Origin of the sequence: Williamsia herbipolensis, assembly GCF_036153515.1 — a bacterium.
Classification (GTDB): domain Bacteria; phylum Actinomycetota; class Actinomycetes; order Mycobacteriales; family Mycobacteriaceae; genus Williamsia_A; species Williamsia_A herbipolensis.
In genome coordinates this window covers 3,856,362-3,872,834 of sequence record NZ_CP108021.1, presented here as the reverse complement: position 1 = coordinate 3,872,834, position 16,473 = coordinate 3,856,362, and the positions used below count along the sequence as shown (strand labels likewise).

Sequence of the window (16,473 nt, the reverse complement as noted above, 5' to 3'; positions counted from 1 at the left end):
GGACGTCCGCGCGCACGGTCCAACCGCTCCGCACTCGAATCCGTCGAGTCGACCCGCTTCGAATGCCGCGGTCACCTGGAAAGCTAGGGCTCGGTGGTGGACGAGCAGCCGACGGTGGGTGAACGGACGGTGAATAGATCACCGGTCCACATGGTCGCCGGGCGAACGCTCGGCGTAACTCATTAGTCGAGGTGAGCAACTATTTCGCGGGGTGTGACGCAGCCGCGTGACAGTGCCCACAGACGCGGGGTCGACGAGGGCGGTTCAGGGAGTGATCGGTCGCCCGTAGGCCACGTCGATCGAGTGCCGCGTGAAGCCCAATTTCTCGTAGGTGTGGAGTGCCGCAGCGTTGTCACCCTCGACATAGAGCTCCACGATCGGCAGTCCGCGTTCCTCGAGATGGATCAACCCCGCGAGGGTGAGCAGCTTGCCGAGCCCGCGGCCCTGCGTCCCGGTGTCGACGCCGACGATGTACACCTCGCCGATGCTGGGCTCGGTGTCGGTCGCGGGGTGCACCTTGGTCCAGTGGAACCCGAGCAGGATGTCGGGATCGGCGCGGTCGAACACCAGGAACAGACCCTCGGGATCGAACCAGTCCGACCCGGTCCGCGCAGTGATCTCGTCGATCGACCAGCCGCCCTGCTCGGGATGCCAGTCGAACGCGGCGTTGTTCACGCGCAGGATCTCGGCATCGTCACCGGAACCGGCGTACGTACGCAGCACCAGGTCATCGGGAACGGTCAACGGCGGCAGAGGATTCTGCGGGTCGCCCAGGGGGCGTCGCATCGACAGCAGTTCGCGCAACGACACGAGGCCGCGCGAGCGTGCCACCGCCTGCGCGGCCGGAAGGTCGCCGTGTGCCCAGGCACGCGAGCCCGGACCGGCCTCCTCGAGGGCGGCGGCGATCAACTCGTCACCGACACCCTGCCCGCGACCGGGCGGGTCGACGACGGCCTCGACCATCGCGGGTTCGTCGTCGCGGCCGGGCGTGATGTTGGCGTAGCCGACGAGCGAACCGCCGTCAGACGAGACCACGTGCGTGACGCGGTCGGTGCCGATGGCGGCGAACGCCTGCTCCGACAGTCCGGCGACATCATCGACCGCCTCGGCCTTCTCCGCGATTCGCCGTGCCGCTCGGGCGGTTTCGTCGTCGAGTGCGCCGTGGACGACCGTCGCGCCCGGCTCACGCACCATTGTCGACGAACTCCTGATCGTCGAGATCGGTGTCCTCGGTGAGGTTCTCGAGGTCCTCGACATCGTCGGCGGCCTCGCCACGGCCGCGACTGCTGGGGCGCACCGCCTTGTACCCGACGTTGCGGACGGTGCCGATCAGCGACTCGTGTTCGGTACCGAGTTTTGCGCGCAGACGGCGCACGTGCACGTCGACGGTGCGCGTGCCACCGAAGAAGTCGTAGCCCCAGACCTCTTGCAGCAGTTGCGCTCTGGTGAACACCCGACCGGCGTTCTGGGCGAGGTACTTCAGGAGCTCGAATTCCTTGTAGGTCAAGTCGAGTGGGCGACCCCGCAGGCGCGCGGTGTAGGTGCCCTCGTCGATGACGAGCTCACCCAGCGACACCTTGCCGCTCGACTCCTCGGCCGCCACGCCGCGGGTACGCACCACCAGCAGGCGCAGTCGGGTGTCGAGTTCGGCCGGACCGGTTCCCGGCAGCAGGAATTCGTCGAGCCCCCATTCCGCATTGACCGCGACCAGACCGCCCTCGTTGAGCACGGCCACCACGGGAACCGACGACCCGGTGCTGCCCAGCAGTCGACACAGGCCCCGCGCGGCGGCGAGATCGGTGCGGGCGTCGACGATGGCGACGTCGGCGTTACCGGCCTCCATCAACGACGAGACCTCGGTCGGCACCACGCGGACGGTGTGCGCCAACAGCGACAACGACGGCAGAACGGACTCAGGGGTGGGATCGGCGGTCAGCAGCAGGAGATCCACTAAACGCTCCGATCGAGACGGGTTCAGATGTGTACGCCGCTTTACGGGCGTGTGCGAGTCAGATGACAGAATAACCGCAAACAGGCCGCAGCCTGTGATCAGCCGTTGATGCGGGGGACCGTGATGCGCAAGGCGCTCGTCTGTCTGGCGGTTGCGCTCGTCGTCCTCGCGGTCGGAGCGCTCGCCGTCGACACCGGTTTCGCCATCGCGACCGAACGTAGCTTCGCCCGCGCTCTGATGCAGTCCCGTGCGGGTGACGGCGAATCGCCGGCCCTGCGTTACGAGCCCGAAGTCACCATTTCCGGCTTGCCCGCGATACCGCACATCCTCGACGGGCACTACCCGGCCATCGGCATCACCGCCCGCGGTGTCGCCGCCACCGGCACGGCCACGTTCCCGCACAATCGACAGCCGCATCACCGCCGCGAGTGCCGATCCGGCGCGCCGTGCCGAGTGGACGTCCGGTCGAGACTCTCAGACGTCGAGGTTGCGGGACCGCACTCGCTGACGCGGCCGTTCCCGCCGTCGAGCACCCTTGCCGTCCGCTCGGCCACCGCATCGACCACCCTCGATTCGGTGACAGTAGGTCGGTTCCTCGGTATCGACGACCTCACCGTCAACACCCCGGCGCCAGTTGGCACAGCCGGCGGAGGTGGCCCACAGGACGGCTTGCTGTCGCGGACGTCGGGAGTGCTGATGACAGGAACCGTCCGCGGCCCCGACGATCGGGAAGTGAAGGTCAGCGTCACCGTCGACCTGTCGATACGCAGCGGCGAGCTCCATCTGGAGGCAACCGGTTTCTACGACGGTCCCGAGGAGCATTCGGCCACTCGCGTAGCCCCAGAATACGAACGCAGCGTGCTCGATCAGTTCACCGCGACGCTGTCCTCGCTGCCCATGGCCTGGGGCACAGAGGCGACATCGGCCCGAAGCAGCGGAAGCGACCTCATGATCGAGGGCACCCCGCACCCGCAGATCTACTCCCCGCTGCTGTTCCTGGACGCGGAGAGCGTCCACTGGATGTTCACGTGCGGCGGTAAGCCCTGCTGAGCCGTCGGTCAGGTGGTCGGGAAAGCTTTGTTACCCTCGGCCCATGTTGACGCGTCGTGAGTTCCTGCTCACCCGCCGCCGTGCGATCGACTTCTGTCGTTCCGCCACCTGCCGCTGTCGATAGTCGGGTCCGTCGCGCTCCCGCGCGTCCCCGGCGTCTCGACGCGTCCGCATTCGCACCTCCCGCCGCACGCACCCTTCATCTCTGCCTGTGTGCTGCGACCCCTCATCACGACACCCCGCATCACGTTCTCCAACGAAAGGAACACCATGGCTCGCTCCGATGTCCTGGTCAGCGCCGACTGGGCTGAGCAGAACCTGAACGCCGACAAGACCGTCTTCATCGAGGTCGACGAGGACGCCACCGCCTACGACGGCGGGCACATCGCCGGCGCGATCAAGCTCGACTGGAAAGCCGACCTGCAGGATCAGGTCCGTCGCGACTTCCTCAACCAGGAGCAGTTCTCCGACCTGCTGTCGGCGCGCGGCGTCGCCAACGACGACACCGTCATCCTCTACGGCGGCAACAACAACTGGTTCGCCGCGTACGCGTTCTGGTACTTCAAGCTGTATGGGCACAAGGACGTTCGCCTGCTCGACGGTGGTCGCAAGAAGTGGGAGCTCGACGGTCGCCCGCTGAGCACCGACGCCGTGTCGCGTGAGGCCACCTCCTACAAGGCGGAGTCCCCCGACCTGTCGATCCGCGCCTTCCGCGACGAGGTCCTCGACGCCATCGGCACCAAGAACCTCCTCGACATCCGTTCGCCTGACGAGTACTCGGGCAAGATCCTCGCGCCGGCACACCTCCCGCAGGAGCAGAGCCAGCGTCCCGGCCACATCCCCGGCGCGGTCAACGTCCCGTGGAGCAAGGCGGCCAACGAGGACGGCACCTTCAAGTCCGACGAGGAACTGAAGGAGCTGTACGACGGTGTCGGCATCGACCCGTCGAAGGGCACCATCGCGTACTGCCGCATCGGCGAGCGCTCGTCGCACAGCTGGTTCGCACTGACCCAGCTGCTCGGCTACGACAACGTCAAGAACTACGACGGCAGCTGGACCGAGTACGGCTCGTTGGTCGGCGCCCCGATCGAGCTGGGAGAGCAGTAAGCATGTGTTCCGCACCGAAACAGGGTCAGAAGTTGCCGGCCGGCGTCGATGTCGAGAAGGAGACCGTGATCACCGGTCAGGTCCTCGGCGCCGACGGATCGCCGGTGGGCGGCGCCTACGTGCGTCTGCTCGACGGCACCGGCGAGTTCACCGCCGAGGTCGTGTCCAGCGGAACCGGTGACTTCCGGTTCTTCGCCGCACCGGGCACCTGGACGCTGCGTGCGCTCTCGTCGCAGGGCAACGGCGAGGCCACCATCAGCCCCGACGGCACCGGCATCTTCGATCAGGACGTGACCATCGCGTCGTAGTCCCGACCGGTCCGCGATCGCCCCCGCCGAGGTTTCGGTGGGGGCGATCGTCGTCTCGGAGCCGCGCACGTAGAATCGATTCCGTGGTCATCTTCTTCGAGATACTCCTGGTTCTGGCGACGATCGCGATCGTCTGGTTCGGCCTGTACACCCTGTACCGCCTGATCAACGACGAGTCGTGACCTCGGGCGCCCCCGAACCCACCCCCGACGAGCCCGGGAAGAGCACCATCGCGGGCAACGAGGCGATAGCGCACGCCGAGGAACGCGCGGCGCGCACCGCCGACAAGAACATCTCCACCCTGCCGGGACTCCCTCTCCCCGAGGACACCGCGAATCTGCGCCAGGGTCCCGACCTGCATCCCGGACTGCTCGGTCTGCTCCCCCTCGTGGGTGTGTGGCGCGGCCTCGGTGAGGGCAACGACCCCGTCCACGGCGACTTCCACTTCGGTCAGCAGGTCGTCATCAGCCACAGTGGCGAGAACTTCCTGATGTGGGAGTCGCGGTCGTGGATCGTCGACCCCGATGCCCGCTACCTCGAACCGGGTCTGCGTGAGACCGGCTACTGGCGGATCAGCGGCCCCGACTCCGACGAGACCATCGAGTTCCTGCTCACCCACGCCGAGGGCTGGATCGAGCTGTTCTACGGCAAACCGCTGAACCAGACCTCGTGGGAGCTCGTCACCGACGTCGTCATCACCTCGGCGTCGGGTACCGAGAACGGTCTGAAGATCGGCGGCGCGAAGCGGCTCTACGGTCTCGTCGAGGACGGCGATCTCGCCTACGTCGAGGAGCGCGTCGACGCCGACGGCGACCTGGTGCCGCGGCTGTCGGCGAAGCTCAGTCGCCACATCGGCTGACCGCGCCGTCGCGCGCGCGATGTGTGCATCTGCCCGCGTGTCCGACCATGGATGGATGCGCGAACGGGCGGCTGGTGCGAAGCTGTTGTCCATGATGATCGCCAGCGCCAACATCCCGGGAGAGCGAGAAACGCTCATCGAGATCTACGGCGACCAACGCACCAATCTCCTGATCGCCATCGACGGCGTCTCCGAGGCCGACGCGCGCCGTGCCGCCGCCGTCGGTGAGCTCACCCTCGGCGGGCTCGTGAAGCACCTGACGATCATGGAGCAGTACTGGATCACCACGGTGACCGAGGCCGATCCGGACGCCGAGTTCGATGTCGACGCCGCCGCCGACGCCTACCGCCTCACCGACGACGAGTCCTTCGCCGACTGGGTCGACGCCTACCGCAAGCAGGCGCAGCTCACCGACGAGTTCATCGCGACCGTCGCCGATCTCGATGCGCTCATCCCGATCCCGACCGCGCCGTGGGCGCCGGTGCGCCAACACCACACCGTGCGGCGCATCCTGCTGCACCTGTTCCGCGAGACGGCACACCACAGCGGGCACGCCGACCTCATCCGCGAGGCGATCGACGGTCAGAGCACCACCGCGACGATGGCGCGCGACGCCATTCGCAGCTTCGAACACGGCTGACACCCCGGCTCGTATCTGCCCCGGCTCATTCACACCCCAGACATGGAACGACCCCCGCACCGCTCGATGAGAGCCTGGCCTGTCAGGACGTGACAGGGGTGCGGGGGCCGGGTGACCACCGTGGATTCGCTGAGCAGCGGCGCCGCTGGGCAAACCCGGGCAGCACACCACCTAGCTGATGGTCACCTCACGTGTCCATATGTCATTCAACTGCAGACCACCTCCTTCCTCGTGTACAGCCGAAGTTACGCCGGGATCGCAGGGTGTGCAACGGATTAACCGATCGAGGTCGATGACGCGGTCGGCCGCGGTGTCGACGGGCAGTGTGTGGGTCGCGACGATCACGGTGCGGTCCGGATCGAGAAGGCCGCTGCGTCGGTCGAGCAACTCGCGGTGCAGGCGATCGGACTCGTCGCGGTCGAGGTGCTCACACGGTTCGTCGAGCAGCACGATCGGCGCGGCGTTGATCAGCGCACGCGCGAGCAGCAGGCGCCGTCGTTGCCCGGCGCTGACCGCGTCGACGCCGCTGTCGAGGACGGTGTCGAGTCCCTCGGGGAGGCCGCCGACCCAGTCGCGCAGGCCGACCGACGCCAGCGCGGCGGTGATCTCCGTGTCGTCGGCGTCGCCGCGCGACACCAGCAGGTTCTCGCGCACCGTTGTCGCGAACAGGTGCGCATCCTCGCCGAAGTAGCGCACGGCCTGCGCCGGGGTCGCCGCCCCAGAGATGCGCACCTCGCCCGCCCGCGGCGGCAGAAGCCCCGCGAGGGTCAGCAGCAACGCGGTCTTGCCCGATCCGCTGGCCCCGACGACGGCGATCCGCTCCCCCGCCCTGATCGCGGCCAGGGCATCGACCGGACCGCGCGCGGACGCGTCGGTGTGTCCCCAGCGCAGTCCGTCCACAACGAGGTCGGCACGGGTCGGCATCGCTGCGCGCTGCTCCTCCGTCGTGGACGGGGGCGTGGCGACCGTCGCGTCGATCCCGGTTCCGTCGAGGAGTGTGAGCACCCGCCGGGCGGCACCGCGGCTGCGTTGCAGTTGCCGGGCGGCATCGAGCAGACCACCCGCGGCCTCGAATGCGCTGAGCGGCAGAAGGATCAACACACCGAGGGTGGTCGCGTCGACGCGGCCGCTCAGCCCGATCGCCAGCAGGCACGCGATCACCGCGACCGCGCCGGTCGCCGCGGGCATCACCCCCGCGGCCCAGGCCTGCACGCGCATACCCCGGTCGGCAGCCGCGGTCGCCCGACGCGCCGCGGCACGGGCATCGGCGAGGAGTTGATCGCGACGGCCCGCGACCTCGAGTTCGGGCGCGTGCCACAGCACCGTCGCGGTGATGTCGAGCACCTCGCCGCGCGCGGCGCGGTCGTCGGCGTCGGCGCGTGCCGTCCCGGCCGCTGCCGCCCGCGGGGCCACCACCGCGACCAGCAGCCACGCGATCGCGGTGGCGAGGCCCGCCCAGGGCGACACCAGTGCCATCACCACCACCGCGATCAGCCCGGTCACCGCAGCCGAGCCGATGGGGATGAGCCCACGGATCAGCGCGTTGCCGATCTCGTCGATGTCGTCGCCGGCGCGGCCCACGATCTCCGACCGCTTCACCGACAGTGGATGCGCGGCGTCGCCGGTCGCCAGCGCACCGAACATGCGGGCGCGTGCGGTCGCCATGGCGTCGAGCGCGAGGTCGTGGGTGGCGAGGCGTTCGAGGTAGCGCAGCAACGCGCGTGAGATACCCAGGGACCGCACCGATGTGACCGCGATCGACAACGCCAGCACCGGCGGCATCTGCCATGCGCGCGTGATCAGCCACGCCGAGAGCGCGGCGAGCGCGAGGGCGCTGAGCGATGCGCCGGCGCCGAGCAGCAGCGACCGGGCGACCGGGCGGGGTCGCACACCGAGCAGACGCATCGACCACACGAGGGGGTCACGCATCGACTCGGCCTCTCGAGTCCACGCCGAGATCGACGACGGTGTCGGCGGCGGCGAGCACGGCGGGGCGGTGGCTCACCACGATCACCGTCGCACCCTCCCGGGCCCGTGCACGCACGGCGCGCATCACCGTCGCCTCCGACCCGGCGTCGAGGTGGGCGGTCGGTTCGTCGAGCAGCAGGACCGGCGCCGGTGACGCCAGCACCCGCGTCAGCGCGAGCCGTTGACGCTGACCCGCCGACAGTCCGGCGCCGCCGTTGCCGATCCTCGCCTCGAGACCCCCGATCTCGGCGAGCACGGTGTCGAAGCCGACCGCGGCGGCGGTACGCGTGATGGTGTCGTCGGACCGGGTCCCGAACAGCGCGAGGTTCTCCGCGACGGTTCCGGGCACCATCACCGGCGGCTCGGCCAGCCAGGCCACCTCGCCGGCCGTGCGCACGACGCCCTCGGCGGGCTCGACGAGTCCCGCGATCACCTCCAGCGCCGTCGTCTTCCCCGATCCGTTGGGTCCGGTCAGCACGGTGACGGTCCCGGGAGCGCAATGGGCGTCGAGATGGCGGGGTGCCCAGCCGTCGCGGTCGACGACACCGACGTCGCGCACCTCCACCCCCGCCGCCTGGGCCGTCGCTTCCGTCGATGGGGCCGTCATTCGTACCGATGGTGTGTCGATGAGGTCGAGCACGTCGTCGGCGGCGGCGCGGCCGGCCTCGGAGTTGTGGAACTGCGCACCGACCGACCGCAGCGGCAGATAGACCTCGGGCGCGAGAATCAGCGCGAGGACGCCCGCCTGTAAGGACATGTCGCCGAAGACGAGACGCAACCCGACACCGACGGCGACGAGCGCCACGCACAGCGTCGCGAGGAGTTCGAGGACACTGCCGGAGAGGAATGCGATCCGCAGGGCGGCCATGGTGCTGCGACGGCTCCGCTGGCCCAGTGCGGCAACGCGTCCCACCGGTTCCGACGCACGGTGCAGCGCACGCAGGGTCCCGATGCCGGCGACGAGGTCGAGCATCTGCGCGCCCTGAGCGGCGGTAGCGTCGAGGCGGGCACGGGTCCGCTCGCGGGTCATCAGTCCGATCAGGATCATGAAGACCGGGATGAGCGGCAGCGTCACGATCACCACGATCGACGAGGTCAGGTCGGTCAGTGCCATCACGACGATGACCGCGGGCGTGACCGTCGCCGACAGCACCAGGGCGGGCACGAACGAGGTCAGGTACGGACCGAGGGCGTCGAGTCCGGTGGTGAGGGTGGTGATCAGTTCGCCACGCATCCGGTGCAGGGTGCGCGGCGTGGTCTGCGCGGGATCGGTGGCCGCGCGCAGCCCCGCATCCCGCAGTTGCGCGATGACCTCGTCCGACGCGCGGTGCGCGTACCGGTCGCCGAGGACGGTCGCGACGACCCTGACCCCGACGGCCGCCGCCAGGACCGCGATGTGACCGCCCTGGGCGTGCAACGACCGCGCCGCCGGGTCGGTGACCACCTCGGCGAGGATCGTCGCGATCATCACCGCACCGACGATGACGGTCGCGGCGGTCACGATGCCCATCGCCGACGTCACCGCGATGTGGGCGCGGGCGGCGGGCGACCGCCGGAGCAACCGTGGGTCGATCGGACCGCGCCGGGCGGCGGTCATCGGCCCGGTGTGCGCAGTGCGAGCCCGATGGGCGCGGGGATGTGCGCGGTCGAGATGCGTTGTCGGAACACCCAGTAGGTCCATGCCTGGTAGCCGATGACGACCGGGAGCACGGCCAGCGACGCCCAGCTGATGACGGTGAGCGTGTAGTGGCTCGACGCGGCGTTGGCGATCGTGAGATCGAAGGCGGGACCGACGGTCGAGGGGATGACGGCCGACCACAGCGCCGAGAACAGCATCACCACGTGCGCGACGATGGCGACGCTCGTCGTCGCGAACGCTGTCCACTCGCGACCGGCCGTGGTGGCCGCGACGGTGGCGAGGGTGGCCAGGGCGAGCACCGCGACGACCACCGGCGTGCCGTGGTCGATCCACGTCCACAACCCGAACGCGATGGTGATCGCGGCGGCGGGGACGGCGAGCCGACGCGCGGCGCGCATCGCGTCGCCGCGCATGGGGCCCGCGGTCTTCAGCGACAGGAACACCGCACCGTGGGTGGCGAACAGCGCAGTCGTGGCCACGCCCCCGAGCAATGCGTAGGGGTGCAGCAGGTCCGCGACACCGCCGACGAAGCGTGCATCGGCGCCGATCGGCAGGCCGTGCACCAGGTTCGCCAACGCCATGCCCCACAGGAAGGCCGGCAGCCACGACCCCAGCCCGATGCCGACGTCGCACCACCGACGCCACCGCGGGTCGTCGATCTTGCCGCGCCATTCGATGGCCACCACGCGGGCGATGAGGCCCACGAGCAGCAGCAGCATCGGGAGGTACATCGCGCTGAGCATGGTGGCGTACCACCCCGGGAACGCGGCGAACAGCGCGCCGACCGCGGTGATGATCCAGACCTCGTTGCCGTCCCACACCGGGCCGATGGTGTTGAGCAGCACGCGACGTCGGGTGTCGGCGTCGGCCGGGGTCTCGCCGCGGCGTCGTCCGAGGACAGGCATGAGCATGCCGACGCCGAAGTCGAATCCTTCGAGCAGGAAGTAGCCGGCGAACAGCACCGCGATGACGATGAACCAGATCTCGGGGAGAGTCATGGCGATCTCCTAGTAGGCGAACGAGAGTAGTTCGGAGGCGGCGTGATCCGCGCTGTCGTCGTGGGTGTCATCGTCGGTGCCCGGCGGGTGGGCGTCGTGGTCGAGCGGCCCCTCGATCACGTATCGGCGGATGAGCCCGAACCACACCACGGCGAGGACGCCGTAGATCACCGTGAACGTGATGAGCGAGGTGAGCACCGCACCCACACTGTTCGCCGACACGCCCTGGGCGACGGTGAGGTGGATGCCGGGGTCGCCGGTCGGGTTGGGCACCACCACCCACGGTTGACGACCCATCTCGGTGAACACCCAGCCGGAACTGTTGGCCAGGAACGGCGTCGGGATCGCGGCGATCGCGAGGCGGCCCAACCAGCGCGCGTCGGGGACTCGGCCCTTGCGGGTGAACCACAGTCCGGCCAGCGCCAGCAGCGCTGATCCGCCCGCCCAACCGATCATCGCGCGGAAGGCCCAGTAGGTCACGAACAGGTTGGGTCGGTAGTCCCCGGGCCCCACGGTTTCGGCGTAGTGCTGCTGCATCTCGGCGACGCCGGGCAGTGTCGCGTCGAAGGTGTTGGTGGCGAGGAACGACGTCAGGTTCGGCAGCTCGATCACGCGGGTGATGGAGTCGCAGTTGTTGTGGGTGCCGATGGTGAGCACGGAGAACGAGGCGCCGGTCTCGGTGTGGCACAACGATTCGGCCGAGGCCATTTTCATGGGCTGCTGTTCGAACATGAGCTTGCCCTGGACGTCGCCGGTGATCGCCAGGGCCACACCGGACACGACGATGACCCACAGGGCGAACCGCGTGACGGGTCGGTACAGGGTGCGTGCGTCGCGGTCCAGGGTGGCCGCGAGCTCTACATCGCTGGTCGCGGTGGCGCGCCGCCGGTTGCGGATCATCCACCACAGCCCGATGCCTGCGACGAAGGTGCCCGCGGTGAGAAACGATCCGGCGACGGCGTGTGGGAAGGCGGCCAGCGTGGTGTTGTTGGTCATCACCGCCCAGAAGTCGGTCAGCTCAGGGCGTTTGGTCTCCGGGTTGAGCCGGGCGCCGACCGGGTGCTGCATCCACGAGTTCGCCGCGATGATGAAGTAGGCCGAGGCGTTGACGCCGATCGCGACCAGCCAGATGCATGCGAGGTGCACCTTCTTCGGCAGCCTTTGCCACCCGAAGATCCAGAGTCCGAGGAACGTCGACTCGAGGAAGAACGCGACGAGTCCCTCCAGCGCGAGAGGTGCGCCGAAGACGTCGCCGACGTAGCGGCTGTATTCGCTCCAGTTCATCCCGAACTGGAACTCCTGCACGATGCCCGTCGCGATGCCCAGTGCGAAGTTGATGAGGAAGAGCTTCCCGAAGAACTTGGTGGCGCGGTACCACTGCTCGTTGCCGGTGACGGTCCACACCGTCTGCATCACCGCGATCATCGGCGCGAGTCCGATGGTGAGCGGTACGAGGATGAAGTGATAGACGGTCGTGATGCCGAACTGCCATCGGGAGATGTCCAGGGCGTTCATGGTCGACCTCGCTGTCGTCTAGCACTACTACTGTTCGTAGTACTACTGCCGAAAGTAGACCGAATCGGACAGGTAGGCGAGAGGTCAGCGGTGTCTCGTGCGCCACACGGCGCCGACGGAGACCCTCCGGTGAGGTCAGTCCTCGATGGCGCGATCGACGAGCGCGGCGAACTCCGCGGCGCGGGCCGGCACGGGCATGTCGTAGCCGTTGAGGGTGACGACACGGGCCGCGAGGGTGATCGACGACAGCAGCCACACACCGTCGGCCGCGATGAGATCCGCGGTGCGCAGGGAGCGGGTCTCGGTGACGAAACCCTCCTTCTCGGCCAACGTGAACAGCGCCTGCTGGGTGGTGCCGTGCAGGATGCCGTACTCCGGGGGCACCGTCACGAGGGTGTCGCCGAAGAGCGCGATCACGGTCGACCGCGGGCTCTCCAACACCTCGCCCTCGCTGCTGACGTAGATGACGTCCTCGGCGCCCTGGGCCGCGGCGTGCCGCTGCGCCGCCATGTTGGTGGCGTAACTCAGCGTCTTCGCGCCGATCAGCTGCCACGGCGCGTAGGAGGCCAGGTCGATGGAGTAGCCGCGGTCGAGGGTGATCACCGACGTCCCGTTCTCGCGCGCCGAGGCGACGCGGTCGGCCACCGGGCCGACGGTGAGATACGCGGTCGCCTCGTTGGATTCACGGCTGATGCCCGTCTCGGCGCCGTCGCGTGGTCCCGGGGCACCCACCGGGGCGCTCTCGCGGCCGCGGGAGTAGACCAGGCGCATCACGCCCTCGGTGTCTTTCCCGTTCTCCTCCGCCCACACCCGCGCGCCGGTCGTGATCGCCGACCGCCACTGGCCCGCGTCGGGCTCGGGCAGATCGAGCAGCGATGCGCTGCGGGCCAGCCGCTCGAGGTGCAGTCCCACCAACCGGGCGGTCCCCGACCGCACCAGCAGCGTCTCGAACACCCCGTCGCCGCGCACCGCGGCGAGGTCGTCGGCGTGCAGGTAGGGCACGTCCGGGTCGAGAACTGCACCGTCATAGGTCACCAGGATCGGATGCGGCATGGCGATCAGAGTAGCGGGTGCTCGTACGATGGAACCGTGACCGACCGCAACGGTGACGCCCCCGTCACCTCGACCCCCATCCCCGCCCCCGATGACTCCCCCGACGCCGGTGTCGCATGGCACCACGGCGACCCGCTGGGCGAACAACGCAGCGCGGCCGAGTCGGTGGTGGTGGTCGATCGGTCGCACCGTGGCGTGATCGAGATCAGTGGCGACGAGCGGTTGAGCTGGCTGCACACCATCACCAGCCAGTTCGTCAGCAACCTCCCCGACCGGCAGTCGGCCGAGAACCTCAGCCTCGACGTGAACGGTCGCGTGGAGGAGCATTTCGTCGTCACCGACATCGACGGGCTCACCCTCATCGACACCGAAGCTGAACGGACGCAGCCGCTGTTGGGGTTCCTGCAGCGAATGGTGTTCTGGGCGAAGGCCGAACCGGTTCTCCGCGACGACCTCGCCGTGCTCACACTGCTGGGCCCCGACGCGATGTCGGGACCCGTCGCGGCGCTGCTCGAGATCCCCGCGGATGCGGCGGTCTACCAGGCGGGCAGCATCCCCGAGCAACACCACGACGCCGAGCCGGTCGGCTTCTGGCGCGTCATGCCCCCGCTGGGTGAGCGCGGCCCCGATGGCCGACCGACCATCCCCCGCGTCGACGTCCTCGTCCCGAGGAGCGAACTGGGCCGATGGTGGGACGCCCTGGTCGAGGCCGGCGCCCGACCTGCGGGCTCATGGGCCTACGAGGCGTCGCGGGTGGTCTCGGTGTCGCCGCGACTGGGTGTCGACACCGACGACCGCACCATCCCCCACGAGGTCGAATGGATCGGCGGCCCCGCGGAATTCGGCGCGGTCCACCTCGAGAAGGGCTGCTACCGCGGACAGGAGACCGTGGCGCGGGTGCACAACCTGGGCAAGCCGCCGCGGCGACTGGTGCTTCTGCAACTCGACGGCAGCTCCGACACCCGCCCGGTGACAGGCGACGCCGTCACCGCCGACGGCCGTGCGGTCGGCCGGATCGGCACCGTGGTCGACCACTACGAGTACGGACCCGTCGCCCTGGCGCTGGTCAAGCGCAGCGTGCCGGCCGGGACCGCACTCCTCGCCGGCGGCACCGCGGCCGCCATCGACCCGTCGTCGCTGCGTGACGACGACCGCGTGCAGGCCGGACGTGCCGCGATCGAAGGCTTGCGCGGGCGATGACTCTGTCCGACGCGGGCTCGGTTCTCGCGGTCTGTGGCGCCGACCGTCCCGTCGCGCTCGACCGCATCGGCGACAGCGGCATCGCCAAGACCCCGTTCACCGGCGCGGTCTCGGTGACCGCCGAGGGTGTCGTGGGCGACCTCATCTGCGACACCAAACATCACGGCGGCATCGATCAGGCCGTCTACGCCTACAGCGACACCGAGGCCCGTCGGTGGGCCGACGAACTCGATCGTGACCTGGCGCCGGGCTGGTTCGGCGAGAACCTGCGCGTCGACGGGGTCGCGGTCAGCGATGCCGTCATCGGCGAACGCTGGCGGGTCGGCGACACCGTCGAACTCGAGGTGACGATCCCGCGCGTCCCGTGCCGGACGTTCGCGGCGTGGGCCGAGGAGGACCGCTGGGTTGCGCGGTTCGCCGATCGCGCCGACGTCGGCGCCTACCTGAAGGTGCTGGTCCCGGGCCCGATCGCTGCCGGTGACGACATCGTCGTGCTCGACCGTCCGGACCACGGCGTCACCGCCCGCGCCCTGTTCACCGGCGACGTGACCACCGCCGCGCTCGAGCACCTGGCCACCGACCCCCGTTACGCCGGCAAGGTGCATCGCGAGGCGTCGAAGGTGCTGCGCAGACAGACCCGCGAGGCGGCTCGGACAGCCCGTGCGAGCGTCGCGCCGGAATGACCGTCACACGGCGCCGACGTCATCGAGCGCGCGTTCGACCTCCCCGACGTCGATGGTGAACGGCAACAACCACGGCGACCCGGTCCCCACCGTCGGCCCGTACACGCTCGCGTAGCGGTGACCGCAGGCCGCGGCCAGATCGGCGTAGTACGGCTCGGTCCACCCACTCGCGGCCAGGTGGATCACCGATGTCCCCCGCGGGGCGAAGATGCTGTTGACCATGGCCGCGCCCATCACGCCGACGATCACGTCGGCGCGCAGGCACGCCTCCGCCTGCTCCCGGGCCGATGCCGTGATCGGGTCGAGGGTCACGAATCCACGCCGAGACAACAGGTCCTCGATCTCGGCGCCGTTGATGATCTTCCGACCCGCCGCCCCACCGCGGCGGAGGATGTGCAGACGTGTGCCGGGACCGTCGGGCCGTTCCAACCCGGCGACGACGGCCTCGCGAGACGCCGCGATCGCGTCGGGTGACTTCCGCACCGGGTGCAGCGTCGGTTGCGACATGTACCGGACGTCGCGGACCACGACGGGCCGCTCGAACGGGACGAGCGTCACCTCGACGTCCGGATCGCCGAGCGCGAGGCCCAGCGACTCCTGTCGGCGCAGGTTGATGAGTGTGCCGCGGTCGGTCATGACCCACCGTGGCCGGGTGCCCGGTGCCGTGCTCCTGGCCGCGGCGACCGCTCGGGAGAGGTCATCGGTGAGCCAGTGGCCGAAGTTGCTGCTGCCGGGCGAGCCGAGGTAGACGGTGTCGGGATGATCGGGCAGGGTCCGCGCCAGGCGGAGATCGGCCGGGGTCGGCTGCTGCAACGCCACCCGGTCGTGTGACCGCGCGCTCTCGTACAGAGCACGGATCGTGCCATCCCGCCGCAGGTAGACCGCGTTGCGGTAGAGGATCACCTCGTCGAATCGCGCCTCGCGGACCTCGACGCCGGCCGGATGCACCCGCCGCGTCTCCTGGTAGATCTCGGCGGCGTCGAGCGGCTCGCCGTAGAGATGCAGCTCGGGACCGTCGTAGGTGTGTCGCCCGAACACCTCGGTCGTGGCGACGGCGGCGTCTCCCAAAACGAACGACTCGTCCTCGTGGAGGGTCTCGTCGTCGTACATCGGCGGGTGCATCGACAGCGCGGTGCGGGAGAAGTCCTCGACGTCATGGTCGGACAGGTCGGTCGGATGACGCCGCAGCACGCGGGCGACGAGATCGGCGACCATCCACCGCAACCGTTGGCCGTTGTCGGCGAGCAACCGCCGGGTCCCGTAGTTGTCGATCGACGCGCGTATGAGGTCGGCCACGTGACAGCACACCTTTCTCGACGTGATGCACAACCGTACAATTTCCCTGGTGGGAGCCGCTGAACGGCCGACGCGCCACGACCCGCCCTCGCGCGGTGCGGGCTGGTCCGCATCGGGGCCCGGAGCGCGCTAGACTGTTGCACACGACAAGATTTATAAACTCAGAATGGGGCCGCCAGTCTTGATTGGCCGCCCCGTCATTGTGC

General features: G+C 69.3%; 15 protein-coding genes. 7 read left to right on the top strand and 8 right to left on the bottom strand.

The annotated features are described in order from the left end of the window. Positions 1 to 264 precede the first annotated feature (264 nt). Positions 265 to 1,194, bottom strand: coding sequence for a mycothiol synthase (mshD, locus tag OG579_RS17975; protein WP_328857053.1), 930 nt, complete (start codon positions 1,192 to 1,194; stop codon positions 265 to 267). Further along, the gene (locus OG579_RS17970; protein ID WP_328857052.1) at positions 1,184 to 1,951 is read right to left on the bottom strand and encodes a winged helix-turn-helix transcriptional regulator; all 768 of its coding nucleotides are present in this window, start codon (positions 1,949 to 1,951) and stop codon (positions 1,184 to 1,186) included. Before OG579_RS17970 ends, mshD begins: the two co-directional genes overlap by 11 nt. Positions 1,952 to 2,059: 108 nt before the next feature. Between OG579_RS17970 and OG579_RS17965 the strand changes: the two genes are divergently transcribed. From OG579_RS17965 to OG579_RS17945, 5 genes are all read left to right on the top strand, one after another. Then, positions 2,060 to 3,001 (top strand): LmeA family phospholipid-binding protein, encoded by a 942-nt coding sequence (locus tag OG579_RS17965; RefSeq protein WP_328857051.1) that lies wholly within the window; start codon positions 2,060 to 2,062, stop codon positions 2,999 to 3,001. 270 nt (positions 3,002 to 3,271) lie between these two features. Next, the gene (locus tag OG579_RS17960; protein WP_045824270.1) at positions 3,272 to 4,108 is read left to right on the top strand and encodes a sulfurtransferase; all 837 of its coding nucleotides are present in this window, start codon (positions 3,272 to 3,274) and stop codon (positions 4,106 to 4,108) included. Between the two features lie 2 nt (positions 4,109 to 4,110). Next, the gene (locus tag OG579_RS17955; protein ID WP_045824271.1) at positions 4,111 to 4,416 is read left to right on the top strand and encodes a DUF1416 domain-containing protein; all 306 of its coding nucleotides are present in this window, start codon (positions 4,111 to 4,113) and stop codon (positions 4,414 to 4,416) included. A gap of 178 nt (positions 4,417 to 4,594) precedes the next feature. Further along, entirely contained in the window at positions 4,595 to 5,275 is a 681-nt protein-coding gene (locus tag OG579_RS17950) for an FABP family protein (protein ID WP_328857050.1), read from the top strand. A gap of 55 nt (positions 5,276 to 5,330) precedes the next feature. Then, positions 5,331 to 5,915 carry a DinB family protein gene (locus OG579_RS17945; RefSeq protein ID WP_328857049.1) on the top strand — a complete coding sequence of 195 codons (585 nt, stop codon included), beginning with the start codon at positions 5,331 to 5,333 and terminating at the stop codon, positions 5,913 to 5,915. A gap of 171 nt (positions 5,916 to 6,086) precedes the next feature. Here OG579_RS17945 and cydC read toward each other — a convergent pair whose 3' ends face one another. From cydC to OG579_RS17920, 5 genes are all read right to left on the bottom strand, one after another. Then, positions 6,087 to 7,844, bottom strand: coding sequence for a thiol reductant ABC exporter subunit CydC (cydC, locus tag OG579_RS17940; RefSeq protein WP_328857048.1), 1,758 nt, complete (start codon positions 7,842 to 7,844; stop codon positions 6,087 to 6,089). Next, complete coding sequence (cydD, locus tag OG579_RS17935) at positions 7,837 to 9,480, bottom strand: thiol reductant ABC exporter subunit CydD (protein ID WP_328857047.1); 1,644 nt, start codon at positions 9,478 to 9,480, stop codon at positions 7,837 to 7,839. The genes cydC and cydD overlap by 8 nt, the downstream gene beginning before the upstream one ends. Further along, positions 9,477 to 10,520: a cytochrome d ubiquinol oxidase subunit II gene (gene cydB / locus OG579_RS17930; RefSeq protein ID WP_328857046.1), complete on the bottom strand. Its 1,044-nt coding sequence runs from the start codon at positions 10,518 to 10,520 to the stop codon at positions 9,477 to 9,479. Before cydB ends, cydD begins: the two co-directional genes overlap by 4 nt. Before the next feature lie 9 nt (positions 10,521 to 10,529). After that, positions 10,530 to 12,035 carry a cytochrome ubiquinol oxidase subunit I gene (locus tag OG579_RS17925; RefSeq protein WP_328857045.1) on the bottom strand — a complete coding sequence of 502 codons (1,506 nt, stop codon included), beginning with the start codon at positions 12,033 to 12,035 and terminating at the stop codon, positions 10,530 to 10,532. Positions 12,036 to 12,170: 135 nt separating this feature from the next. Then, positions 12,171 to 13,088, bottom strand: a complete 918-nt coding sequence (locus OG579_RS17920) for an aminodeoxychorismate lyase (RefSeq protein WP_328857044.1) — start codon at positions 13,086 to 13,088, stop codon at positions 12,171 to 12,173. 36 nt (positions 13,089 to 13,124) lie between these two features. Between OG579_RS17920 and ygfZ the strand changes: the two genes are divergently transcribed. After that, the gene (gene ygfZ, locus OG579_RS17915) at positions 13,125 to 14,288 is read left to right on the top strand and encodes a CAF17-like 4Fe-4S cluster assembly/insertion protein YgfZ (RefSeq protein WP_408068697.1); all 1,164 of its coding nucleotides are present in this window, start codon (positions 13,125 to 13,127) and stop codon (positions 14,286 to 14,288) included. After that, positions 14,285 to 14,971, top strand: coding sequence for an MOSC domain-containing protein (locus OG579_RS17910; RefSeq protein WP_328857043.1), 687 nt, complete (start codon positions 14,285 to 14,287; stop codon positions 14,969 to 14,971). Before ygfZ ends, OG579_RS17910 begins: the two co-directional genes overlap by 4 nt. Before the next feature lie 3 nt (positions 14,972 to 14,974). Here the strand turns inward: OG579_RS17910 and OG579_RS17905 are convergent, their stop codons facing one another. After that, positions 14,975 to 16,267 carry a glycosyltransferase family 61 protein gene (locus tag OG579_RS17905; protein ID WP_045824285.1) on the bottom strand — a complete coding sequence of 431 codons (1,293 nt, stop codon included), beginning with the start codon at positions 16,265 to 16,267 and terminating at the stop codon, positions 14,975 to 14,977. Between the last annotated feature and the right edge of the window lie 206 nt (positions 16,268 to 16,473).